Genomic DNA, 25523 nt, shown 5'->3' on the forward strand with positions numbered 1-25523 from the left:
TATAGGTTAGAATTAAACTGCACCGATATCATGAAAAGAACATCACTCTTGCTCCTGGCCTTGCTCATGGTAAGTACTGCTGTTGTGGGGCAACGAAAAAACGACCAGCGAACCCTTTCCACGAAGATCGCTGACCTGTTGGTGGAGCTGCCGGCAAGAGACGAAAAGCACCTTCAGGCAAGCATGGCGGAGATGGCCGCGATGGGCGAGGAGGGGCTCGTGGAAATGGCCGGCCTGCTGTCGGCTCCCGGCGAGGGAGACAACACAGGTATAGAGTATGCGCTGGGCGGCTTCTCCGCTTACGTGATGCAGCCAGAGAGAAAGGAGTGGCGGAAGATGAGCGCTAACGCCTACTGCCGCGCCCTGCAAAATGCCACGCACGGGGAGAACAAAGCCTTCCTGATCCGGCAGCTGCAGACGGTTGGGGATGATGCCGCTGTCTCCTGCCTGCAGGGCTATCTGGGCGACGGCCGCCTGTGCGGGCCCGCTGCCAGGGCCCTTACAAGTATAAACAGCCCTGCCGCCAGCCAGGCGCTGCTGCAGGCCCTGCAAAATTCGCAAGGCGACTGCCAGCTGGCCATGGTGGAGGCCCTTGGTGATACCCGCCACGCTGGAGCCGCTTCGGCCTTGGCACCGCTGGTAGGCAGCCAGGACGAGAAACTGCGGAAGCTGACGCTTTACGCCCTGGCCAATATCGCGGATCCTTCCTCCGAGGCCATATTGGCTAAAGCGGCGGAAGATGATCAGTATAAGTATGACGAGGACAACGCCACGGCCGCTTACCTGTTGTTTGCCAAACGGCTGGCAGAGAACGGGCAGCAGCCACAGGCAGAGAAGATCGCCCAGTCCATCCTAAGCAAGGCCACCGCCGAGGAGCAGGTGCACACCCGCACGGCGGCCCTGAAGCTTTTGGCCGACATGCAAAAAGGGCAAAGTATGAACTTGTTGGTGGAGGCCGCTGGCAACCCGAATCCGGAGTATCGTGCGGCCGCCCTGAAGTTTGCCGCCCCCTACCTGACCGCAGATAACACGGCCCTGTGGGTGAAGAAGCAGAAGAAAGCCGATGCCCAGGTGCAGGCCGAGATCCTCACTATGCTGGGCAAGAGCGGCGCGAAGAGTACCCTGCCGGCAGTGGAAAAGGCGCTGAAGGATAAAGACATGCAGGTGAGGCTCGCGGCCATTGGCGCGGCCGGCAGACTGGGGCAGGAAGAGGCCTTGCCCGCCTTGTTTAAAACCATGCGAAAAGGCGGCGAGGAAGAAGCGGTAGCCGTCAAAAATGCCTTGCTGATCATGAAAGGAGAGGGCATGACGGACAAAGTATCCGGGGCTTTGCCGAAGATGCCCGCAGTGGCCCAGGCAGAGTTGTTGGCAGTTTTGGGAGCCCGCGGCGAGAACCGGAAGTTCCAGGAAGTGCTGCCGTACGCAAAGCATGAAAACCCTCAAGTGCGCCTGGCTGCGCTGGAGGCACTTGCTAACCTGGCCCGTAAGGACAACCTGCCGCAGCTGTTCACGCTCCTGAACGAAACTACCCAACCGGAAGAGCTGGCGGCGGTGCAAAATGCCGTAGTAGCCGCGGTAGGCGACTATGAGAACCAGTCGGAGAAGGCAGAGCTGGTGCTGCAAAAAATGAACGAGGTGCCGGCAGAGAAGAAACCGGCCTATTATAACATACTGGCAAGTATAGGCGGGGACCAGGCGCTGCAGGCTGTCGCGCAGGCGTTCGAAAGCGGAAATGAAGTCGGCAAAGCCGCCGCCCTGGCAGCGCTCTCGCAATGGTCGGATGTGAGCGCGGCAAAGGAACTGTACCTCATCAGCGCCAGCGCCGGCAACGCCGCTTACCTGGATCAGGCACTGAAAGGCTATATCCGCACCGTGAACCTCTCCAAATACCCGGCGCCCCAGAAGGTGCTGATGCTCCGCAAAGCCATGGACATGGCCAAAACCACAGAGCAGAAGCAGCTTATACTTTCAGAAGTCGGCCGGAACAAGACCTTCCCGGCGCTGGTTTTTGCCGGCAAGTACCTAAATCAACCTGATCTGCAGCAAGAAGCTGCGCAGGCGGTCATGAACATTGCGCTGTCCAATAAGGAGTTTCAGGGGGACGTGGTGCGTGGTTACCTGAACAAGACCATTCAAGTGCTGCAGGGGCCCGACAGCGAGTACCAGAAGGAGTCGATGCGCAAGTTTCTGGCCGAGATGCCGGAGGGCGAGGGCTTTGTGCCGCTGTTCAACGGTAAAGACCTGAGCGGGTGGAAAGGACTGGTCGGCAACCCGATAGAGCGGGCCAAGATGGACAGCAAGACGCTGGCTCAGAAGCAAAAAGTGGCCGATGAGGAAATGCGACGAGACTGGAAAGTAGAGAACGGTGAGATTATTTACGTGGGGCAAGGTTTCAACAACCTCGCTACCCAAAAAAAGTATGGCGACTTTGAGTTATATGTAGACTGGAAGATCTTTGACGATGGGAACAAGGAGGGCGATGCCGGCATTTACCTGCGGGGCACGCCGCAGGTGCAGATGTGGGATACCTCCCGTGTGAAAGTGGGGGCGCAGGTTGGCTCCGGCGGGCTGTACAACAACCAGGTGCACCCGAGCAAACCGCTGAAAGTGGCCGATAACGCGCTGGGCGAGTGGAACAACTTTCGCATCCTGATGCAGGGCGACCGCGTGACCGTGTACCTGAACGGGGAGTTGGTAACCGATAACGTGATCCTGGAGAACTACTGGGACAGGGGACTGCCGATCTTCCCGGAGGAGCAGCTGGAGCTGCAGGCGCACGGCTCTCGGGTGGCTTACCGCGATATCTACATCCGCGAGATCCCCCGGCCGGAACCGTTTAAGCTGAGTGCTGTAGAGAAAAAAGAAGGCTTCAAGGTGCTGTTCGATGGCACCAACATGCACAGCTGGCAGGGCAACACCACCGACTATGTGATAGAGGATGGCGTGCTGGTGGTGCGCAAGCCCGAGTTCGGGAGCGGCGGCAACCTCTATACCAAGGAAGAGTACGGCGACTTTATTTTTCGCTTTGAGTTTAAGCTGACGCCGGGGGCGAATAATGGTCTGGGCGTGCGTGCGCCGCTGGAGGGGGATGCCGCCTACGAAGGCATGGAGTTGCAGATCCTGGACAACGACGCCGACATCTACCGCAACTTGGAGGATTACCAGTACCATGGCTCCGTGTACGGGGTGATCACCGCGAAGCGGGGCGCCCTGAAGCACGTGGGCGAGTGGAACTACCAGGAGGTGATCGTGAAAGGGCCGAAGGTGAAAGTCATACTTAACGGCACCACCATCCTGGACGGGAACATCGTCGAAGCCAGCAAGAACGGGACGCTGGACGGGAAAGAGCACCCGGGGCTCAGGCGGCAGAAAGGCTACATCGGCTTCCTGGGCCACGGCTCCACCGTGTGGTTTCGGAACATCCGCGTCAAAGATCTAAGAAAAAAATAAAGAGCCTAAGTAAGAATCAATGCACCAGCCATTAAGCCTTACTTAGTGGCTGGTACATTGATTTAAAGGGTTGGATCATTCTGCTTTCGTGCTTAAGGCTCCACTTTCATATTGTTTCTGATAGTTCTGAGGCGTTTTACCCATGATTTGCTTAAAGCTCTTATGAAAACAGCTGAAATTGTTGAATCCGCTTTCGAAACAGAGTTGCTTGATGCTCATTTTATTGTCTACAATCAATTTACAGGCATAGCCAATCCTGATTTCGGTCATGAATTGAGAAAATGTCTTGCCTGTTTTTTCCTTAAAGTAGCGGCAAAACGAATTTGGTGTCATGTTGGCAATGGCGGCAATTTCTTCTAAGGGAATTTTCCTTTTAAAATGCGTCAGGGTGTGCTCATAAATAGCATTGATGCGCTCATTTTCAACATCCGACAGGTCCGCCTGATAGCCGATGGAGGATAGCTGGGTAACTTCTTCTTCTTCAGCAATGGCCGTTAAACATTTCATCAGGGATATCACGCGGTGTGCTCCCGCCAGCATATGGGCCTTTGTCATGAGTTTGGTTACCTTTTTTGCGGCCTTGCCTGAGATCAGGATACCTCTTTTGGCTCGATGAAGCACCTGCTTTATTTGCTTGTTTTCAGGCAGGTGGAGAAACCGGTCACCCCAGAAGTTTTCCATAAAGTGAATTGTCGTGGTATAGGCCACTGACTCATCCGTATCGTTGAGGAAAATGTCGTCAAAGCGCCAGTAGTGGGGAAGGTTAGACCCCACCAGCACAATGTCATTGGGGCGAAAGCGCATGATACTATCTCCCACGAACTGCATGCCACTTCCTTTGTGGAACAAGATAAGCTCTACTTCCGGATGAAAGTGCCACCTGTTATTCATATAGGGAATCATGTTCTGGCGCACGCTGAACGAATTAGTGGGACTGGTTGCAACTTTAAGCAGCTGAGGTTTCATGGGGACAAGTTTGTTTTCCGAATTTCAGTATATGATGACGCATTGATAATATACCATAATGATAGGTTAATAATTCAATGGCATACCTTCTAAAATATATATTAACTTGAACAGTCACAAATGAGTGAGCAGTTACTACGTATCCTATGGTATATACTATATTACGGATATATCAGTTTCAAAGCCGTTCGTAACAGTTCGTTGGCTAGAGTGCAATTGGTTCCTGTATTTCCGGCAGCAGCCTTAGTTCAGGATAGTACAGGTCGACAGGAAAAGGAAATTATTTAATGTATCCGCTATGACTGCAGGCAAAAAAGCATATTCCCTTATCAGGCCAGGCAACCGGTGGCCGTTTCTGCTGATTACGAGCCTTTTCTTTCTCTGGGGCCTGGCCAACAACATGACCGACACGCTTTTGGCGGCATTCAAAAGGATCATGAGCATGTCAGATTTCCAGACATCCTGGATCCAGATGGCCTTTTATGGAGCTTACTTCTGCCTTGCCTTGCCTGCGGCTATACTCATCAAGCGGTATTCTTATAAGACGGGGATCTTGGTAGGGCTTGGATTGTTTATCCTTGGGTCACTGCTTTTTTACCCAGCCAGCATCATGATGTCCTATGGGGCCTTTTTGGTGGCGCTTTATGTTTTAGCTGGGGGCCTGTCTATCCTGGAGACGGCCGCCAACCCTTACATTGTTGCCATGGGGCCGGAAGAAACAGGAACCCGTCGCTTGAACCTTGCTCAGTCCTTTAATCCGATAGGTTCTGTTACAGGGGTTTTGCTCAGTAAGCTGTTTATCCTTTCTCAACTCAACTTTTCCAGCTCCGAAGAGCGCGGGGCTATGTCCCCGGAAGAGCTGGCAGCAATACAGTCAGACGAACTAACTGCTGTGATGGGCCCCTACGTCGGGGTTGCCTTTTTCCTGGTGCTTGTTTGGTTAGCCGTGAAAATTACCCCCATGCCCAAAGCCTCAGATGCCGGTCCTACGCTGGACCTGGTCCCATCTTTCAAACGGTTGGTGAAACGGCCGCACTACGTGTGGGCCGTTGTGACGCAGTTTTTTTATGTAGGTGCGCAGATTGGAATTTGGTCTTATACTATCCGGTATGTGATGCAGGAAACGCAGCTGAATGAGGAAAGTGCTTCTTCTTATTATATGGCAGCTCTCATCCTGTTTATGGTTTCCCGTTTCATTTTCACGGCCCTGATGAAGTATATAAGTCCTAAACATCTGCTGCTGCTAAGTGCCACCGGAGCAGCAGTCTGCACGCTGCTGGTAATTTATGGCAGTGGCTTCCTAGGCGTGTATGCCCTGATTGCTGTTTCGGGTTTCATGTCCTTGATGTTCCCAACCATCTACGGAATGGGTATCAGGAACTTGGGAGAGGATACAAAAATAGGGGGTTCCGGTTTGATCATGGCCATCCTGGGAGGGGCCATTCTCACATCGGTACAGGGCTTCGTCTCGGACCAGACCCAAAGCATTCACATGGCTTTCTATGTGCCGTTTCTTTGTTTCATTGCGGTAGCCTTGTATGCTGTTGCGTCTGATGGTTTGGAGCGGAGTAGCCTTCGTCCTGAAAGCGAGGTTGCGGCCGCACCGGAGGGTGCCTGTCAAAGGGTAGTTTAAAAATGGATGAAGCTAACAGGGAGAAAATGAAGAGGTACTGTATGGCATTGGACCTGAAAGATGATCCGAAAATGATAGCTGAATATGTGCACTGGCATCAGCAGGTATGGCCTGAAGTTAAGCAGAGCTTACGTGCGTCCGGTGTCGAGAGTATGGAAATTTACCACTTCAGCAACAGGCTCTTTATGATCATAGAGGCTGACAACACCTTTAGCTTTGAAGCCAAGGCAGCCAGGGACAAAGCGAACCCGGTAGTACAGGAGTGGGAGCAGCTTATGTGGAAATATCAGCTTCTCCTTCCCGGTACCCGGGAAGGAGAGAAGTGGGTGCTGCTGGAACGGATTTTCTCGCTTGAGGCAAATACTTGACTTATTGAAATTAAAATTTATGTTCCGACTAAACAACAGGATAGCCTTGGTAACGGGTGGTGGCAGCGGTATCGGGCGGGCGGTGGCCCTAACCTTTGCCTCGAGCGGCGCCACCGTGCATGTATTGGACGTGAACCGGGAGAGTGCCGCAAAAACGGCAGACGAAATTAGCAGAAACGGTGGCAATGCTGTGTCGCATGCCTGCGATGTAACAGATCAGCAGGAAGTAATGGCTGTCTTCAGGGGTATTGGGAAGCTGGACATCCTGGTAAACAGTGCGGGTGTCTCTCATATCGGCAAGGCTGACACCACCTCCGAAGAGGATTTTGACCGCCTGTACCAGGTAAATGTAAAGGGTGTTTACAATTGCCTATTTGCGGCAATACCGCTGATGAAGGAAAACGGCGGGGGAGCCATTCTGAACCTGGGCTCTATTGCCGCTGTCGTTGGCCTGCCGGACCGCTTCGCATATTCTATGAGCAAGGGCGCAGTACAGGCCATGACCATGTCGGTGGCCAAAGATTACCTGCGGGACAATATCCGTTGCAACAGTGTTTCACCGGCACGGGTGCATACTCCTTTCGTCGATGGTTTCCTGGCCAAGAACTACCCTGGTCAGGAGCAGGAAATGTTCCAGAAGCTTTCTCAAACTCAGCCTATTGGCAGGATGGCCAAGCCGGACGAAATAGCCAAACTTATTCTTTACCTCTGTTCAGACGAGGCCTCCTTCATTACTGGAAATGACTACCCTATTGATGGGGGCTTTACAAAACTCAACAACTAGGCCTGCCGATGGCTGAAGTTAAAGGCAGCAGACCTAACCTTATACAATTACATACACCAGGTTTACCATTCGGAGGCCTACCAAACACATTATGAAACTAATACGATACGGAGAACCGAAACAGGAAAAAACAGGCATCGTGCTTGATGGCCAGCTGTATGATACTTCCGCTTTTGGGGAGGATTACAATGAACAATTTCTAGAAACGGATGGCTTGGCCCGACTGGAACAGTTTGTCTTTGAAAATGCAGGGAAACTGAAATCCATACCGGAAAACAGCCGGCTGGGTAGCCCGGTCGGACGTCCCTCCAAAATCGTCTGCATTGGACTTAACTATGCAGACCATGCCCGCGAAACCAACGCCCCTTTGCCTACCGAACCTGTCATTTTCATGAAGTCCACCACATCACTGGTGGGGCCGAATGATGATATCATTCTTCCGAAAAACTCTACAAAAACTGATTGGGAAGTGGAGTTGGCTTTCGTGATTGGCCGGGAGGCAAGCTATGTGGAAGAAGCACAGGCGATGGAATATGTAGCCGGTTACTGCCTGCACAACGATGTATCAGAGCGGGAGTTCCAACTGGAGCGAAATGGCACCTGGGACAAAGGCAAAGGCTGTGATACCTTTGCGCCGCTTGGCCCCTATTTTGTCACCAAAGAGGAGGTAGAGGATGCAGACAACCTGCGCCTGTGGCTGAAGGTGAACGGAGAAATGATGCAGGAAGGCACTACAGCCAATTTTATTTTTCGCATCCCTTACCTGGTGCACTATGTAAGCCAGTTTATGACCCTGCTGCCTGGTGATATTGTCTCGACCGGCACGCCTGCCGGCGTAGGATTAGGGATGAACCCGCAGGTTTACCTGAAGCCTGGGGATCTGGTGGAGTTAGGGATTGACGGTTTGGGTACCGCTTGCCAGCGCGTGAAGGCTTATGCAGCGGATTGACGCACATCAGCACTTCTGGCAGTATGATGCCTTAAGGGAGAGCTGGATTACTGAAGAGATGGCGGCCATTCGGCGTGATTTCATGCCCCGGGACCTGGAGCCGCTGTTACAGCGGCATAGGTTGGACGGTTGTGTGCTGGTGCAATCAGCCGAGCCTGAGGAGGAAAATGACTTCCTGCTGGACCTGGCCTCCGCGCATGACTTCATTAAAGGTGTGGTCGGCTGGGTAGATTTTAAGGCCGCAGACGTAGAGGAGCGGTTGTCGCATTTGAGTCAGTTCAGTAAGCTCAAGGGCTTTCGATACATCCTGCAAGGGGCTCTCGACCGGGCGCTGATGCTGCACCCAAGCTTTAAGCGAGGAATCGGAAAGCTGAGGAACTTTGGGTTTACGTATGATATACTCATCTACCCGGATCAGCTGCGGTATATACCCGAGTTCGTGGCTGCCTTCCCTGATCAGCCCTTTGTGATTGATCACCTGGCCAAGCCCAACATCCGGGACAAGCAGCTTGAGGGGTGGAGCAGAGAGTTGAAAAAAATTGCCCAACATCAAAATGTATTGTGCAAGGTTTCCGGCATGGTAACAGAGGCAGACTGGCAAAACTGGAGGAGAGAAGACTTTGTCCCTTACCTGGATACCGTTACAGACGCCTTTGGAACGGAGAGACTCATGTACGGCTCTGATTGGCCGGTATGTTTAGTGGCGGCCAGCTATGGGGAAGTGCTGGGAGTGGTAGAGGAGTATTACTCCGCTTTCAGCCAGCAGGAGCAGGCGGCAGTATTCGGGGTGAACGCCACCCGTTTTTACAACTTATCTTAAAGAAGAGCACCATGGATTTAGGTTTACAGGACAAGGTAATTATTGTGACTGGCGGCGCCAAAGGCATCGGCAGAGGCATTGCCGAAGTATTAGCGGCGGAAGGAGCCGTGCCCGTGATTGTAGGCAGAAACAGATCTGATAACCAGGAGGCGGTAAGCGCGATAGAACGCGCCGGTGGCAGGGCATTCCAGTTGGTGGCGGAGTTGGCTGATCCCGAAGAGTGCAAACAGGCGGTGCGGGCTGTGCTAAAAGAGTTCGGACGCATAGAAGGTCTTGTGAACAACGCCGGGGTGAATGATGGGATAGGACTAGAGCATGGCAGCTACGAAGGTTTTATGACTTCTCTGCATCGCAACCTGGTGCACTATTACCTCATGGTGCACCATGCGCTGGCCGCCTTAAAGGAAAGCAAGGGCCACATCGTCAATATCAGTTCCAAGACGGCAGAGACCGGGCAGGGAAATACGTCAGCCTATGCCGCTGCCAATGGTGGCCGCAATGCGCTGACGCGTGAATGGGCGGTAGAACTGCTCAAGTATGGTCTGCGGGTGAACTCCATCGTTGTGGCAGAGAGCTGGACGCCCCAGTATGCCAGCTGGATACAGACGCTGCCTAACCCGGAAGAAAAGCTAAAGGAAATCACCTCCTGTATCCCGATGGGGGGTAGAATGACCACTGTGGAAGAAATTGCCAACACGGTAGCTTTTTTACTTTCAGAGCGATCCAGCCATACCACAGGGCAGCTTATTCACGTTGATGGCGGCTATGTTCACCTGGACCGGGCACTGGTTAACAGATAGCCTTGTGCACAGGCTCTGTTAGAGCCATAAAGAGCGGACATGACCTGCTTTGGTGGCACCTGTTACTGTTATAGGTGGTGAAGGTACCCGCCTCTGTGTTTACATCAATCAGGTTATGCTGGTTTGTATGCATAGGTTTGATTATAAGTAGATGAGATTAAGTTTTTACCTAGATATGAAACAAAGGGTTCTTAAAGTGCATCCACAGGACAATGTGATGGTTGCTTTAACAGATTTAGAGGCCGGGGAAACTATACTGGATGAGGGGGCGCAGTATCAGTTGCTGGATGCTATTCCTGCAAAACACAAGTTTGCTTTGGTTGATCTTCCCAAAGGGGCTGAGGTCACGATGTATGGGGTGATGGTCGGCAAAACAGAAGCGAACGTGCCCGCAGGAAGTCTGCTGACAACAGCTAATCTAAAGCACGCCGTGAAAGAGTTCAGGACAGGTGCGCGCAGAACCGACTGGCTGAAGCCTGATGTGTCCAAGTGGCATACACGCACGTTTCGTGGGTATCATCGGCAGGATGGGAGCGTCGGTACTGCTAACTACTGGCTGGTCATCCCTATGGTGTTCTGTGAGAACAGGAATCTGGAGGTGCTCCAGGAGGCATTGGTCAACAGCCTGGGTTATGGGCGTAACAAAAACTACTTGAGCCAGGCGCAACAATTGATTGAACTCTACAGTGCAGGCAGTAGCATTGAGCAGATCCTGCAGGCAGATCTGCAATACGGAATAGGTCAGCAGCCGGCCCTTCGCTTATTTCCCAATGTAGACGGTATTAAGTTTCTGCCGCATGCCGGGGGCTGCGGAGGTACGCGTCAGGATGCACAGGCCCTATGTGGCCTACTGGCAGGTTACATTACACATTCCAACGTGGCTGGAGCGACAGTTCTGAGTCTGGGCTGCCAGCACGCGCAAGTATCGATGCTGGAAGAGGAAATCCATAAAAGGACATCACTGTTCAATAAGCCCTTATACATCTTGGAACAACAGGAGGTCGGTTCAGAAACCCAGATGCTGGCGGAAGCCATTAAGAAAACTTTTGTGGGGCTAATACAGGCAAATGAGACGGAGCGCCGGCCGGCTCCCCTCAGTAAACTGTGTGTTGGGCTGGAGTGCGGTGGCTCGGATGGCTTCTCGGGAATATCTGCTAACCCGGCAATTGGATATACCTCCGATCTCTTGGTAGCTTTAGGCGGTACTGTTATTCTGTCTGAGTTTCCGGAGCTTTGCGGCGTTGAGCAGAACCTGATTGACCGCTGTTTAGAGCAGGAAGACGCTGAACGGTTCTCTTATCTGATGAAAACATATCAGGAAAGAGCCGTAGCCGTTGGCTCAGGATTTGATATGAATCCTTCCCCTGGCAACATCAAAGATGGGCTTATAACAGATGCTATAAAGTCAGCCGGTGCGGCAAAGAAGGGGGGAAGTTCCCCTGTGGTGGCGGTGCTGGATTACCCGGAGAAGGTGACTAAGCCTGGTTTAAATTTACTTTGTACCCCTGGAAATGATGTGGAGTCTACTACGGCGGAGGTGGCATCCGGCGCCAACATCGTCTTATTTACGACAGGGCTTGGCACCCCCACCGGGAATCCTGTCGCCCCGGTCGTTAAAATTGCCACTAACACAAAGTTGTATGATAAAATGCGCGATATCATAGACATCAATGCTGGGACTATCACAGAGGGGGAGGAGACCATACAGCATGCTGGGGAGCGTATACTTGATTACATTATTGCTGTAGCCAGTGGGGAAGAAGTTGTCGCCGCTGTAAGACTCGGACAAGATGACTTTATACCGTGGAAAAGAGGAGTGTCTCTATAGGGTAGGTGCTGGGGAAAATTTTTCAACAACAGTGTTAGGAGCTCCTTCTGTTAAAAGCTGGTTCATAAATCAAATGACAGGTGGAGTGTGTTTAGAATTGCAGGGGAGGCTAAAGAGATCGGTAAAGGAGAAAACAGCTTAATATTCAAGGGGTACACTCTTGGTTTCCTATCTTCAAGGCTCGGCAGAGCAGGTGACCTGCAGGACTCTGAAAGCCTACACCTTCCAAGTCTGTGGTTTCCTTCCTTTCGTTCTGGATCTTATATGCTTGTTGCTATAGAGGCGAATAGAGAATTTCCTCTGTTGAGGTGTTTGATGTGATGATAAGAACAATCCGTCAAAGAGGGGGAGCAGGATTCTACTGGTGAAGGGCGCTTTATACAACAGCAGCGTGAGACTGGCCGATTTTGGTGCAGGAGATTGCAGGTAGACAAGGTCATATACCAAGTGATAGCCGTTCTCGTCCTGCGTTAGCCAGTTGGCTGTTTTGTCGTGGAGCTTTATCTCGGCTTTTCTCATAAGACAATTATGTTATATGTTGTTGGTACAGGGCCTATCTGGTGCCTAAAGAGCTGAAGCACCTGGTTCACCTTATCCAGCCGGAGGGTTTCCTTCCCCTGCTCGAGATCTCTGATAAACCGAAGGCCGACCTGTGCCTTCACCGCCAATTTTGGTTGGGTTAGGTTCTCTTGCTAGCGCCTTTCCTTTACAAACTCATTCAATAGCATGTTTTATACCTTACCGGGTATAAATATTTGATTTCATAATACTTCTATACCCGATAAGGTATAACAAAGTGTTAAGTAGTGGCGAAGATTACAGCCATGGTTCCGAAGATCATGATGCTTTATCAAGCATAGTACTGAGTTCTAAATTCAGTAAAATTCAAAGGTGCAGGTTCGTGCTTCATCCCAATATGTTGATAGGGTGTACTTAAGCAAACTAATGATTTACTCTTAATCAGGTATAGCAGTATCATCGCTTGTGCAGCGTACAATGTGGTCATTATCCTTTGAAATCGGTGAGCTTCGCCATAATGTCTCGCTTGGCCTCTGACTTAAAGCTGTCGAGGTAGTTCTGCGTGGTCTTCTCGCTGGCATGGCACAGGGACTCGGAGATGAAGACACCTGCTCGCTTCAGCACAGTGGAGGAGTGCCGGGCCGTGTAGGTGGTCATGCACTCCTCAATGCCCAAGGCGATCTGCACCATAAACCTATTGATAGTCCGAGTAGTGTCAAGTGTGGTGCGCAATAAACTTGACAAACAGAAAAACATGCCTTACCTTTATTGTGTAATATTTGCAGTCAGAATATAGTTTTTAATTGGTGATCGATTCGGTGAGTTAGAGAATGTTTTCCGTTTAAAGTATTGATATATAATTGTTTGTAGGAAGTAAAAAATCCCTGCATACTCCACATTTAAAACAAAAAAGCCCGTAAACGGTAAGTTTACGGGCTTTTTTGTTTTCTATAGATTCATACTTTTATAGCAGGCAGAAGCAAAGATTTACAGAGTTTATACTTCCTCCTGTCAAATTAACCTGAATCTACTCTACCACAATCTCATCGGCAAAGAGCCAGGCTGCCTCTTTGTCCTGGTCTGGTTTCGCATTTTTGGCGGTGATCTTAACGTACCTTGCCTTCTTGTTCGGTACCTGCGCCGTTACCACCTCCTTGTACACACCCGGCTTGTCTGCCATCTCCGTTATCACCTTCACGGTTTTATACTTCTTGCCGTCTTTTGAGATAGCGAACTCTACTTGACTTGGCAGGTGAATGTTGCTGTTCCTGGTCTGCAGGAAAGAGCTGGTGATGTTGCTGATGCGCTGCTTCTCCTTCAGGTCGATCACAGCTTCCATGTCGGTGCCCAGAAAACCGAGCCACTGCCCGTTGGTAAAGCTGTTGTTTGCCAGCTGTCCGTCCACCAGCGTGAGCGGGCCTTCGGCGGTGTACCTTTGGTGCGGCGCATTCTTAAGCTCCACGGTGTGCGCAAAACCCTTGTGCAGGTTTATCTCCTTGGATGTTACCTTACCCAACTGCTCGCCCTTCTCGTCGAAAGAGGCTGCCTTAACCACCGCAGAGTTTGTTAACTGGAACGGTGCTGTGTAAGCCTGGGATGACGCTGTAGGCTCAGATCCGTCCAGCGTGTAGCGGATGTCCGGACCTTTGGCGCTGGTCTTAAGGGTTACGGTTGCGGCTTTCTGACCCGGCATTGCCGCTATCTCCTGCTTCACGTTAAAGGTGCTGCGGGCGTAGTTCACGCCCATGGCGTTGTAGCGCTTGTACTGCTGCTGCATACGTGTCTGGAAGTCGCCCCAATCCTTTTTGGCGGCCGGTGTCCAGAGCACCTCCGATAGGGCTGACATGCGCGGGAAGATCATGTATTCCACATGCTCGGTAGTGGGGATGTATTCTGTCCAGACGTTGGCCTGCGCGCCCAGGATATACTTCTTCTCCTCATCAGTCAGCTCCGCCGGGGTAGGCTCGAAAGAGTACACTCTCTCCAGCGTGGTGAGGCCTCCGATGGCAAGCGGTTCCAGTTCACGCTCGCCCTGGTAATGGTCGAAGTATACGTGTGAGCCCGGAGACATTACCACGTAGTGGTGCTGCTTGGCGGCGGCAATGCCACCCTCGGTGCCTCTCCATGACATCACGTAGGCATTCGGGGCCAGGCCTCCCTCCAGTATCTCGTCCCAGCCGATGATGGTGCGGCCTTTGGTATTGAGGAACTTCTCCATGCGTTGCACAAAGTAGCTTTGCAGTTCGTGCTCGTCTTTCAAGCCTTCATCTGCGATGCGCTTCTGGCACTTCTCGCACTCCTCCCAGCGGGCCTTCGGGCTCTCGTCGCCGCCGATGTGGATGATCTTGCTCGGGAATAGGGCCAGTACCTCGGTCATCACGTCCTCCAGGAAGGTGAAGGTCTGCTCGTTTCCGGCGCAGTACACATCATCGAAGATTCCCCACCTCTTCTCCACCTCAAAAGGGCCGCCGGTGCAGGAGAGTTCCGGGTAGGCAGTGAGCGCAGCTACAGAGTGGCCCGGCATCTCGATTTCCGGAACAACGGTGATGTAGCGGTCCTGGGCATACTTTACCACCTCCTTTATCTGCTCCTGGGTGTAGTAGCCGCCGTAGCGTTCGTCGGTGAACTGTTGCGGCCTGTCGCTGTTGTGGCCGATGAGCGTGCCGTTACGGTAGGCGCCTACCTCCGTCAGTTTCGGGTATTTCTTGATCTCGATGCGCCAGCCCTGGTCCTCGGTCAGGTGCCAGTGGAAGGTATTCATCTTGTGCATAGCCAGGTAGTCGATGTACTCTTTCACGAACTCCACCGGGAAGAAGTGACGGGCAACGTCCAGGTGCATGCCACGCCACTCGTAGCGCGGTTTGTCCACGATGCTCAGGGCTGGTATGCTAACCGGGTCTGTGGTTGGCTGCGGCGGCAAAAGCTGCCGTATCGTCTGCGTACCCAGGAAAAGGCCCTGCGGCTCTTTAGCGGCAAGTATGATTTTGTCTGGCGCTACCTCTAAGGTATAGCCTTCGCTTCCCAGCGTGTCTATCGGGGTGCTGAGCGTGAGGTGCAGGTAATTGCTGCTGCCCTTGGCTGGCACTTTCTGCTCCACAGCCGGCTGCATGCCTGTCATCTCTTTGATGTTCTGGGCCAGCTGCTCACCAATCTTGCGTAGCTCGTTGTTCTTCGGGTCCACAAATATCTTCGTGTCCTTCCCCAGCGCGAAGCTGCCGCTTTGCTGCGTCAGCTTTACTGGCTTTGGGATAATAGAGACGGCCTGCGGTTTTGTGGCCTCTGTTTGGGCGGATGCTGGGGAGGGGGTGAGCAGCAGCCCGGTCGCGACACAGGCAGACGCGGCGAGTGCGGCTATCGTACTTTTGAAATGCATACGTATAGGTTTATCGAATTATACTTTACTCTTCTGATTTAAAGCTTCTGAGTTGCTTGCCTTCCAGATTTTATCTGGAGTTAAGAGAGCAACTGTTACATGTTTGGTAAGCTGACAAAAAGAAAGCAAGCTTTAGGGCTTGCTTTCTTTTTATTTCAGCTACTGGCTAGTGTTAGTAACCAGGGTTCTGAGTTAATACTGATACACCACCCACTGTCTGCAAATCTATTTGTCTTTGTGGGATTGGGTAATACTCATGCGTTCCGCTAATGAAAGTAGCACCTCTTACGTCAGGCACGATGCCTCCTTCATAATTAAAGAATGCATTCAGTTCCTCAGCAGCCTTACCCCAGCGCACCAGGTCAAAGAAACGGTGGCCTTCCAGGGCAAGCTCCAGCTTGCGCTCAAAGTAAATCGCTTCCAACGCCTGATCTTTTCCGAGGCCTGCAAAGTAACCATCCGGATATGGCGCTACATTGTAGTTGGCTGCCGGATCATCGGTAAATCCTGCCAGAGGGTTGTTTGGATCCACATACTCGTATACCTGGTTCTCAGGTCTGGCTGCTCTGGCTCTTACCATATTCACGTATTCCTGTGCCTGGGCTAAATTGCCTAGTTGCGCTTCGGCCTCAGCAGCCATCAGCAACACATCCGCAAATCGGATCAGCACCACGTTAATGGCTGAACCCGGTGCCCATGAACTCTGGTCAGAGTATGTGTCTGCGGTTTCCTGCCAGTAAATATGCTTCTTGGAAGAGTATGGGCCGGCTGTCGCCTGCTCACGAATCCAAGCCTGGCCAGGGTGAGCGCCCCAATCCAGGAACGGAATATCACGACGACCAACTGTCCAGTCCAGGCGCGGGTCCACAGGCTGTGTATCCGGTGTGAACGGGTCGCTGGAAGAAAGTCCCTGGTCATGCTTTAGTGGCGTATTATTGTAATTATCCACGAATGGAAGGCCCTGCGCGTTTGTACGGTAAGAGTTAGCCAGGTCTAGAGTTGGCTGGAAGAAACCGCAGCAGCGGAATGGGCTGTTGTACGGGTAGTTCAGCATCTCGCCCTGGTTACCGTTCGAGATGGTACCGGTACCGTCATACGCTACCATCTGTATGGCAAACACAGACTCTTTGTTGTTCTCTGTGGCGGCATCAAAGTTGTCTTTAAACTTATTTACCAGACCATACTTCAATCCGTTAGAGGTTACGCCCTCGTTGATAACCTGATCGAAGATACTTTTGGCCTCAGAATACTTCTTTTGGTACAGATACGCTTTGCCTAAGTATGATGCAGCAGCCCATTTGTTTGCCCTGCCTACCTGTGCCTGTGTGTGAGGCAGGTTATCCATTGCAAACTGGAAGTCCGCCTCAATCTTTGGCCAGATGTCCTGATCGTTCGGCTGGTTAAAGTCAGTCGTTGTTTCGTCGATATAGGGCACCATGTTGAACATCTTCTTCAGCTCGAAGTAGTAGTGGCCACGCAGGAATCGTGCCTCGCCTTCAATCCGTTGTCTGTTCGCTTCTGAGATGTCCTCTGCCTGCGCAAGTAACCTTAAGGTAGCGTTTGTGCGGGATATACCCTCGTACAAGGCTTTCCATTTGGTGTTGAAAAAGCCGTTGCTTGGGTCAGAGATGAAGCTTGCGATGGAGTTAATGGCAGGCTGGTCAGAGCCGGAGCTACCTTTGTGCGCCTCGCCACCGGCTACGCTACCGTAGATCCAGTTGGTGGGGGCGGCCTCCCATTGGCCACCGCCCGCAATCGCGGAGCCGTTTCCTTGCCCGTCCAGGGCAGCGTAGGCACCGATCAAAAGCTTCTCTACACCTGCTTGGTTGGCAATAATGTCCTCACTTAGGGCACCAATGGCAGGTTTCTCCAGAAAGTCTTCTCCGCATGAGGAAAGCAGCTGCATGGAACTTGCAAGTGCTGCCGCCATCAATATTAATTTAGATCTTTTCATATTATGAGAAAATTTAATTCAGAATGATTAAAAGGATAGGTTAAGGCCTACCAGGTACTGACGCATGTTAGGGTAGTTACCTTCATCTATACCGAAAGCAGTGGTTGTAACATTGCCGTTCGCATCATAACCGGTAATCTCTGGGTCTATACCAGAATAGTCGGTAATGGTGAAAAGGTTAGTTGCCTGTACGTATACCCTTAAGCTGCCCACCCCATAGTTGCTCAACAAGTTGGTTGGAAGGGTGTAACCTAACTGCACGTTCTTAGCTCTCAGGTATGATCCGTCCTCAACATAGTAGGAGTTAGGAACTGTACTTGTGCTGAAAGAGCCTGTTCTCTCCTGAATTGGAGCTGTGGCGTTACGGTTTTCAGGGGTCCAGGAGTCATACAAAGCGGTTTTGCTCTTCGCACCCAGGAAGTTAGGGTAGAAGTCCGTCCACCACTTTACCTGGTTCCAAATCTCGTTTCCTTGTGAGCCATACAGGAACATCGTGAAGTCGAAGTTCTTGAAGGTCGCTGAAATGTTCAGGCCATAGGTAAAGTCAGGGTTAGGGCTTCCCAGAATGGTTCTGTCGTCAGGCGTGATCACTCCGTCTCCGTTTATATCGGCATAACGGAAACGACCTACGGCTACATCAGGCTGGTACACAGCATCAGGATCACCCGAGGCCGCCTGCGCCTGTTCGTTAGCTGCAGTGATCTCTGCCTCATCATCCCAGAAACCCTCTATCTGGTAACCGAAGAAAGAGCTCATGGCAGAACCTACCTCGTTGCGGATAATGTTGCTGCCGTTAAAGCGGCGAGACTCCAGGTCAAAATTCTGAGCACCATTGGATACTTTCAGAATCTCGTTGTTGTAAGTAGTCAATGTGCCTGTGATGTCAAACCGTAGATCGGAGGTAACATCGATGTGGCCGGTAACAGCGGCGTCAAAACCGTTGTTCTTCATTTGTGCGATGTTCACGAATGGGCGTGTAGCGCCACCGGCAGTGCCAGGCAATTCCGGGTTGTACAGCAGGTCGTCGATCTCCTTTCTGTAGTAATCCAGGGTAACATCAATTTTGCCGTTCAACAAGGTTGCGTCGAAACCAATGTTACTGTTTGTAACAGTCTCCCACTTGGCATCCGGATTACCGATACGAGACTGTCTGAAACCTTCTGCAGTCGAGTTGTTGGTGCCTCCGATATCGTAGTACGAGAGGTTTCTATCAGCACCGAAAGTGGTGAAGGCGTTAGGCGGATCTACGTTCAGTTGGTTACCCATCACTCCATAACCACCTCGAATCTTCATGTCTGTGATCCAGGACTGGTTCTGCATAAATGCTTCCTCAGAAATACGCCAGCCGGCACTTACGGCCGGGAAGGTACCATAACGGTTATTCTGGCCGAAGCGGGAAGAACCATCGCGGCGAATCACAAAGCCTAACAGGTACTTGTCCATCAGGTTATAGTCTATTCTTCCGATCAGGGAGAACAGGGCATCTTCGCTTCTGTTGCTGAAGTTCGTGCGTGTGCCTGAGCCAGTGCCAAGTGTGGTGAAATTAGGGTCAAAAGAGAAGTACCCCTGTGTGGATCCGCCTACCTCATTCCAGAAGTTGTTGTAAGCTTCGGAACCAGCCACCACAGTCACATCATGTATGTCATTGAAGCTCTTCTTATAGGTTAATGTGTTGGTCCAGGTCCAGTTGTAGCCATTGCTGGCAGATTGGTTAAACTGGTTGATGGTGTTGTTCTCCGCATTCTCATACTCAGGGAATGTGAAGGACCTGAAGTTGTTGTTATACATTTCGCCACCAAAGCTGGTGCGGGCTGTAAAGTCATTTAACAGGTCTACTTCGGCAAATACGTTACCAAAAAGGCGGTTATTCAGCACATCATTATTCTTGATCCTGTCAAGCTGCGCAACCGGGTTTCTGGCATTACCGAGGCCGCTACCAAACGAACCAGCAAAATTGCCCATGATATCATATACCGGGATGATGGTCTGCTGACGGTACGCCATGTTGATAGGCGATTCGTTACCATTGATTCTAGGGTTGTCGATAACAGAGTATGCCAGGTTTTCGCCTACACGAACGTTCTTGCCTACGTTATAGGTACTGTTGGCACGAACGGTAAACCTCTTGAAGTAAGTGTTCTCCAACACGCCTTGCTGGTCGAAATAGTTAGCGGAGAAGTAGTAGTTACCCATATCGCCGCCGCCGCTTACGGCCAGGTTGTGGCTGGTAATAGAAGCAGGGTTGAAGATCTCATCATACCAGTCTGTGCCTTGCTTGTTTGCCCGAACAATGCGATAGAAGTTGCCCAGTTCTCCACTTCCGCCTGTATAAAACGGATTAACATTATAGAGTGACGGGTCTACTCTTGGGTCGCCTTCCATCAAACCGGTCGCGGTGCCGGCAACCAGGTAGTCTGGCAGAACGGGGCTTGGGCCTGAGCCATAGAGCGGGTCGTTGATCTCGGCATTCGGGTCAGTGTTCCGTGCCACCAGCCAGTTCAGCTCTGCCATTTCCTGTGGGTTAGCCAGGTTCCATGGGTTGTCCTGTTGAGGTGGGCGCTGGGTGCCGTAGTAGCCATCATACTTCACGGTTACTTTCTCTTTGCCACGCTTGGTCGTAATGATAACTACGCCGTTGGCAGCGCGCGAACCATAAATGGAGGCAGAGCCGGCGTCTTTCAGCACCTGCATCGATGCCACGTCGTTAGGGTTAAGGTCGTTGATGTTTTGAGTTGGTACCCCATCCACTACAAAAAGCGGGCTGTTATTCCCGAACGTGTTGAATCCGCGGATTCTCACTTGTTGTGCCTGGCCCGGCTGTCCGGAACCCATCACTGTAACACCGGCTGCTCTACCCTGCAGCATGCTCGATACCTGTGCTTCCGGCTGCTTGGTCATTTCCGTTACGTCTACCACGGCAACGGCACCGGTCAGGTCTTTTTTCTCCTGGGTAGCATAACCAGTTACCACAATCTCCTGCAGCGCCTGTGCATCGGTGCTCAGCGATACATTAACTGTGCTTCGGTTGTTTATAGGCACTTCCTGTGTTTTGTAACCTATAAACGAAACAATGAGCGTGCTGCCGCCGGCAGGTACGTTAAGTGTAAAGTTACCGTTGGCATCAGTGGCTGTACCAACTGTAGTTCCTTTTACTACCACTGTAGCACCCGGAACTCCTTCGCCCTGATCTCCCGTCACTCTTCCTTTTACTTCAGTTGTCTGCCTTGCAGCATCAAGCATCATAACGTTGCCTGTTTCCGGGAGGAACAGGTTTGAAGCTTCGGCTTCGGCCGGGACAGCGCCATGTAGCACGCACACAGAGGCGAGTACCATAGCAAGCTCCTTTTTCCAGGGTAAAATCTTTACACGTCTACTCTGTGGGAGTATCCATGTAGAAGCGTAATTCTGTTTCATATAAGATGGTTTAAGATGAGAATAATTTTACTCTACTTAAAAGTGAGGCATACTCTGTTCTTGTCTAAAGCATTCAGTGCATCAGCATAGAAAATGAAAAGTGCTTCAAGAAAGAGTTGTAGGTTTTTTTAGCTATCGATGTTACATAAGCATGCTATATTAATTGAGTAATCAATCATATAAATATGTATAGCATTATATTAAAAAGCAATCCTTGTTGATGTTATACTTTCTTTTTGTGAAAAAGTATACATTTTTATATTAATAATGCAAATAATTTTTTTTCACCTATACTTGTTTCTGTTGTTATACGCCTGTCGGATTGGTTTAATGTGTTAACATTGAGGTGACAACATTAAAAAGTGAGTAATTGCTATTTTTAGATGTGAGGGGCTTCGCAATCCGGTTAACGAGGTCGTCTGGCGTGAAGTGCCTAGGCGAGCTCTGGTGCCTGTGGAAGCAGATACATATAGGGCTACCAGTATGAGCTGTTCTGTGCTGTTGATCGATTGGCATGGAAATGAACTTCATGCTTTAAATAATTGTAGATAAGCATGTTACTGGCTGTGTAACGGTGCAGTGTGTTTCATGAGGCTTCCTGGGGCTAACTTGTGAGGGTTGACCGGACAAGTATAAAAGCGAGACAGGGCTTTCAGTGAGTGTCATCCGGTTACTCGGCTTTCAGTTGCTTTACAGATTTAGAAGTGAGCGGTCACAAATTTTACTTATTGGAGCGCTATAGAGTTTTGTAAATCTATTTGAATTACTATATTAGTGTTTTAACAGGTGTTCTGAACGATGCTTGCATGACCATCTCTTTAGTACGGGAGGGTACATATAGCTTTGTACTTGTTCATAGGCCGTTTAAGCACTGCCTGCTGCTCATCGGGCTGTACTTCAAAAACATATCGGACGAAAGATTTAAAAATAACTAACTACTAGAAAGTATGAATAGGCGTTCTGTTGTAAAAGGCCTCCTTATTTTCGCGGGCGGCGTGGCGGTGCTCCCGTCCTGCGTGCTGGAGGAGGGCAAAGCATCCATTCCGCTGGACCACCTGGATGTGTCAGAGGGGCAGGAGAAGTTGCTGGCGGAGATGGTAGAAACTATTCTTCCGACTACCGACACACCCGGAGCCCGGGAGATGGGTCTACACCTGTTCGCTCTGAAGATGGTGGACGACTGCTATAGTGAGCAGGATCGGCAGGCCTTTATGCAGGGCATGGCCGCCTTCGAGGGAATGGCCAAAAAGCAGACAGGCGACACGTTTCTGGATGCTAGCCCGAAGCAGCGGCAGGAAATCATTGTCGCCGTTAATGGCAAAAATGCTCCCGAAGAGGTGCAGGCATTCTACTCCATCCTCAAGAACGAGACGATAAAAGGGTATCTGAACTCGGAACTGGTGATGACCCAACTACGTGTCTACGAGCTGGTGCCGGGCCGCTACGACGCCTATTATCCAATCACTAAAGCGCAAATCAGCTAAGCCATGGCAAACTTAAATACAAAAAGTGTGAAGCAGCGAACCTACGATGCCATCGTGATCGGCTCGGGGATAAGCGGCGGTTGGGCGGCCAAGGAGCTGACCGAGAAGGGCCTGAAGACCCTGGTGCTGGAGCGGGGACGTGACGTGAAGCACGGAAAGGATTACCCCACCACCAACAAAATGCCCTACGAGTTCGAACACCGCGGTGAGGTGCCGCTGGAGATCAGGGAAAAGGAGCCGGTGATCAGCCGCTGCTATGCCTTCCGCGAGGATGCCATGCACTTCTTTGTGCGGGACTCCGAGCAACCTTATGTGCAGGAGAAGCCTTTCGACTGGATACGGGGCTACCAGGTGGGTGGCAAGTCGCTGATGTGGGCGCGGCAGACACAGCGCTGGAGCGACCTGGACTTTGAGGGCCCGGCCCGCGATGGGTTCGCCGTGGACTGGCCTATCCGCTACAAAGACCTGGCTCCCTGGTATAGCTACGTGGAGAAGTTCGCCGGCATATCGGGGAACAACGACGGCCTGGCAGAGCTACCTGACGGTGACTACCTGCCGGGCTACCCGCTCAACAGCGTGGAGGATTACTTTAAGCAACAACTAAAGAATAGTTACGGCAACCGGCACGTGATCAGCGCCCGCTGCGCGCATCTATCCAAGCCAAACCCGATCCACCTGGAGCAGGGCAGGGGCCAGTGCCAGAACCGCACCCTTTGCCAGCGCGGCTGCCCTTTCGGCGGCTACTTTTCCTCCAATTCCTCGACCCTGCCTTGGGCTGAGCGCACAGGCAACCTGACGCTGCTGCCGCACTCGGTGGTAGAGTCGGTGATTTATGATGAGAAGGCGGGTAAGGCGACAGGTGTGCGGGTGATCGACGCCAACACCAAAGACGTGACGGAGTACTATGCCAACATCATCTTCGTAAACGCGGCCGCCCTGAATACCAACAGCATACTCCTGAACTCCACCTCTTCCAGGTTCCCCAACGGGCTGGGCAACGATAGCGGGCTACTAGGCAAGTATGTGGCTTTCCATAACTACAGGGCCAGGGTATCAGCCGAGTACGACGGATTGCTGGAGTACGCCACAGACGGACGCAACCCGGCGGGTGGGGGCTACATCCCTCGCTTCAGGAACCTGTACAAGCAGGAGACAGACTTTCTGCGTGGTTACGCCGCCGGCTTCAGTGCCCGCAGGTTCCAGTCTGAGGATCGCTCCGGCTTTGGTGCCGACCTGAAACAGCAACTCTTGAACCCTACGTGGAGCAACTGGAAAGTGGGCTCGCACATGATGGGAGAGACCATTCCGAAAGAGGAGAACTACGTGAGCCTGAACCGGGACCAGAAGGACGCCTGGGGCATGCCGCTGCTCAACATCTCCATCGGCTACGACGATAACGATGAGAAGATGGTGAAGGACTACCAGGAGCAGATGACGGAAATGTTTACCAAGGCCGGATTCACGAATATTAAGGTTACGGATTCGAACCAGGCCCCGGGACTCGACATACACGAGATGGGTGGCGTACGCATGGGCCAAGACCCGAAAACCTCACTTTTGAACAAGTATAACCAGTTGCACGCCTGCAAAAACGTATTCGTAACCGACGGCGCCTGCATGACTTCCACCTCAACCCAAAACCCTTCTTTAACTTATATGGCTTTAACAGCCCGCGCCGCGGACTATGCCGTGAGCGAGATGAAGAAAGGGAACCTGTAAGCATGTAGCCAGCATCACGATAAAAAAACAGGGCCTGTCAGCATTAAGTTGGCAGGCCCTGTTTTTGTGTAAATTAAGTATAAACTCTACCCAGGTAGAGCAAAGTATAAGTGCGCTTTAGATGTAGCGGTTGATCAGGTTCTCCAGGTACTCCTGTCTGCCGCTACTTGCCTCTGGCTCGCCGTTTTCTGCGGCATAGTTGCGCAAATCCTCCAGCGTCAGCTTGCCTTCCTCAAACGCCTTGCCCTGGCCGCTGTCGAAGGAGGCGTAGCGCTCCCGGCGGATATTTTGGTACTCGGAGTTTTGCAGGATGCTGTCGGCTGTGATGAGGGCGCGGGCGAAGGTGTCGGCGCCGCCGATGTGGGCATAGAACAGGTCGGCCGGGTCCGTGGAGTTCCTGCGGATCTTCGCGTCGAAGTTGATGCCACCGCCCTGTAGGCCACCTGCCTCCAGGAACACCAGCATGGCCTCTGTAATCTCATTGATATTGTTCGGGAACTGGTCTGTATCCCAGCCGTTCTGATAGTCACCGCGGTTGGCATCAATGGAGCCCAGCAGTCCGGCATCGGCGGCCACCTGCAGCTCGTGCTGGAAAGTATGGCCGGCCAGCGTGGCGTGGTTCACCTCGATGTTCAGCTTAAAGTCGTCGAGAAGGTCGTACTGGCGCAGGAAGCCGATTACCGTAGCTGAGTCGTAGTCGTACTGGTGTTTGGTCGGCTCCATCGGCTTTGGCTCGATAAAGAAGGTGCCTTTAAAGCCCTGCTGGCGGGCATAGTCTTTGGCTGAATGCAGGAACTTGGCGAAGTGCTCCTGCTCGCGCTTCATGTTTGTGTTGAGCAGCGTCATGTAGCCTTCGCGACCGCCCCAGAACACGTAGTTTTCGCCGTTTAGCGCGATGGTGGCGTCCAGTGCAGCCTTTACCTGTGCGGCGGCATGCGTAAGCACATGAAAATCGGGGTTGGTAGAGGCGCCGTTCATGTAGCGGCTGTGCGAGAACACGTTAGCTGTGCCCCACAGCAGCTTCAAGCCCGTTTCACGTTGTTTTTCCTGGGCGTACTCCACCATGATCTGCAGCCTTCTTTCGTTTTCGGCCACATTGTTGGTATAGTCCACCACGTCCACGTCGTGGAAGCAGTAGTAGGGCATGCCGATCTTGGTGATAAACTCAAAGGCCGCGTCCATCTTGTCTTTCGCCCGCTCAATCGGGTTTGCCTTCTCGTTCCACTTGAATTTCAGGGTCGGGCCGCCGAAGGGGTCAGAGCCGTCTGCGTTGAAAGAGTGCCAGTAGGCCACCGCGAAGCGCAGGTGCTCCTTCAGCGTCTTGCCCGCTACCACGCGGTTCTCGTCGTACCAGCGGTATGCCAGCGGGTTATCCGACTCCATGCCTTCAAACTTAATCTTATCAATATCTTTAAAATACGCTGTCTGGGTTAAAGTATGGTTTGCCATATGGTTGATGGTT

17 protein-coding genes and 1 pseudogene are annotated in these 25523 nt (G+C 51.8%); 10 read left to right on the top strand and 8 right to left on the bottom strand.

Going from position 1 to position 25523, the window contains the following annotated elements:
- The first annotated feature begins 30 nt into the window (after positions 1–30).
- A complete protein-coding gene (locus OO017_RS06120; RefSeq protein WP_266051578.1) occupies positions 31–3450 on the top strand; it encodes a 3-keto-alpha-glucoside-1,2-lyase-like domain-containing protein in 3420 nt (1139 codons plus the stop codon).
- 75 nt (positions 3451–3525) lie between these two features.
- On the opposite strand, the gene OO017_RS06125 is transcribed toward OO017_RS06120, so the two are convergent.
- A complete protein-coding gene (locus tag OO017_RS06125) occupies positions 3526–4416 on the bottom strand; it encodes an AraC family transcriptional regulator (protein WP_266051579.1) in 891 nt (296 codons plus the stop codon).
- 298 nt (positions 4417–4714) lie between these two features.
- Here OO017_RS06125 and fucP point away from each other — a divergent pair, with 298 nt between their 5' ends.
- The 7 genes from fucP to OO017_RS06160 all read left to right on the top strand — a co-directional run bounded on the left by fucP (position 4715) and on the right by OO017_RS06160 (position 11598).
- Positions 4715–6049 carry an L-fucose:H+ symporter permease gene (gene fucP, locus OO017_RS06130; RefSeq protein ID WP_266051580.1) on the top strand — a complete coding sequence of 445 codons (1335 nt, stop codon included), beginning with the start codon at positions 4715–4717 and terminating at the stop codon, positions 6047–6049.
- A gap of 26 nt (positions 6050–6075) precedes the next feature.
- The gene (locus OO017_RS06135) at positions 6076–6417 is read left to right on the top strand and encodes an L-rhamnose mutarotase (RefSeq protein ID WP_266051581.1); all 342 of its coding nucleotides are present in this window, start codon (positions 6076–6078) and stop codon (positions 6415–6417) included.
- A gap of 19 nt (positions 6418–6436) precedes the next feature.
- Positions 6437–7201, top strand: a complete 765-nt coding sequence (locus OO017_RS06140; protein ID WP_266051582.1) for an SDR family NAD(P)-dependent oxidoreductase — start codon at positions 6437–6439, stop codon at positions 7199–7201.
- Positions 7202–7292: 91 nt separating this feature from the next.
- Positions 7293–8150: a fumarylacetoacetate hydrolase family protein gene (locus OO017_RS06145; protein ID WP_266051583.1), complete on the top strand. Its 858-nt coding sequence runs from the start codon at positions 7293–7295 to the stop codon at positions 8148–8150.
- Positions 8137–8970 (top strand): amidohydrolase family protein, encoded by an 834-nt coding sequence (locus OO017_RS06150; RefSeq protein WP_266051584.1) that lies wholly within the window; start codon positions 8137–8139, stop codon positions 8968–8970. The genes OO017_RS06145 and OO017_RS06150 overlap by 14 nt, the downstream gene beginning before the upstream one ends.
- Positions 8971–8981: 11 nt before the next feature.
- Positions 8982–9770 carry an L-fucose dehydrogenase gene (locus OO017_RS06155; RefSeq protein WP_266051585.1) on the top strand — a complete coding sequence of 263 codons (789 nt, stop codon included), beginning with the start codon at positions 8982–8984 and terminating at the stop codon, positions 9768–9770.
- A gap of 175 nt (positions 9771–9945) precedes the next feature.
- Positions 9946–11598, top strand: a complete 1653-nt coding sequence (locus OO017_RS06160) for a UxaA family hydrolase (protein WP_266051586.1) — start codon at positions 9946–9948, stop codon at positions 11596–11598.
- Between the two features lie 216 nt (positions 11599–11814).
- On the opposite strand, the gene OO017_RS19970 is transcribed toward OO017_RS06160, so the two are convergent.
- From OO017_RS19970 to OO017_RS06180, 6 genes and pseudogenes are all read right to left on the bottom strand, one after another.
- Entirely contained in the window at positions 11815–12117 is a 303-nt protein-coding gene (locus OO017_RS19970; protein ID WP_369426417.1) for a hypothetical protein, read from the bottom strand.
- Positions 12114–12326 (bottom strand): annotated as a pseudogene (locus OO017_RS20075) (helix-turn-helix domain-containing protein). Before OO017_RS20075 ends, OO017_RS19970 begins: the two are co-directional and overlap by 4 nt.
- Positions 12327–12603: 277 nt before the next feature.
- Positions 12604–12807 (bottom strand): site-specific integrase, encoded by a 204-nt coding sequence (locus OO017_RS06165; RefSeq protein ID WP_266051587.1) that lies wholly within the window; start codon positions 12805–12807, stop codon positions 12604–12606.
- Positions 12808–13144: 337 nt separating this feature from the next.
- Positions 13145–15490: a glycoside hydrolase family 20 protein gene (locus OO017_RS06170; RefSeq protein ID WP_266051588.1), complete on the bottom strand. Its 2346-nt coding sequence runs from the start codon at positions 15488–15490 to the stop codon at positions 13145–13147.
- Positions 15491–15662: 172 nt separating this feature from the next.
- A complete protein-coding gene (locus OO017_RS06175; protein WP_266051589.1) occupies positions 15663–17444 on the bottom strand; it encodes a RagB/SusD family nutrient uptake outer membrane protein in 1782 nt (593 codons plus the stop codon).
- Positions 17445–17471: 27 nt separating this feature from the next.
- Positions 17472–20777 (bottom strand): SusC/RagA family TonB-linked outer membrane protein, encoded by a 3306-nt coding sequence (locus tag OO017_RS06180; RefSeq protein ID WP_266051590.1) that lies wholly within the window; start codon positions 20775–20777, stop codon positions 17472–17474.
- 1028 nt (positions 20778–21805) lie between these two features.
- On the opposite strand from OO017_RS06180, the gene OO017_RS06185 reads away from it, so the two are divergent.
- Together OO017_RS06185 and OO017_RS06190 are read left to right on the top strand one after the other, a co-directional pair.
- On the top strand, positions 21806–22342 hold the full coding sequence (locus tag OO017_RS06185; protein ID WP_266051591.1) for a gluconate 2-dehydrogenase subunit 3 family protein: 537 nt from the start codon (positions 21806–21808) through the stop codon (positions 22340–22342).
- 3 nt (positions 22343–22345) lie between these two features.
- Positions 22346–24061, top strand: coding sequence for a GMC oxidoreductase (locus OO017_RS06190; protein ID WP_266051592.1), 1716 nt, complete (start codon positions 22346–22348; stop codon positions 24059–24061).
- A gap of 117 nt (positions 24062–24178) precedes the next feature.
- Here the strand turns inward: OO017_RS06190 and xylA are convergent, their stop codons facing one another.
- The gene (xylA, locus tag OO017_RS06195; RefSeq protein ID WP_266051593.1) at positions 24179–25510 is read right to left on the bottom strand and encodes a xylose isomerase; all 1332 of its coding nucleotides are present in this window, start codon (positions 25508–25510) and stop codon (positions 24179–24181) included.
- Between the last annotated feature and the right edge of the window lie 13 nt (positions 25511–25523).

The organism is Pontibacter anaerobius, assembly GCF_026241195.1.
GTDB lineage: Bacteria > Bacteroidota > Bacteroidia > Cytophagales > Hymenobacteraceae > Pontibacter > Pontibacter anaerobius.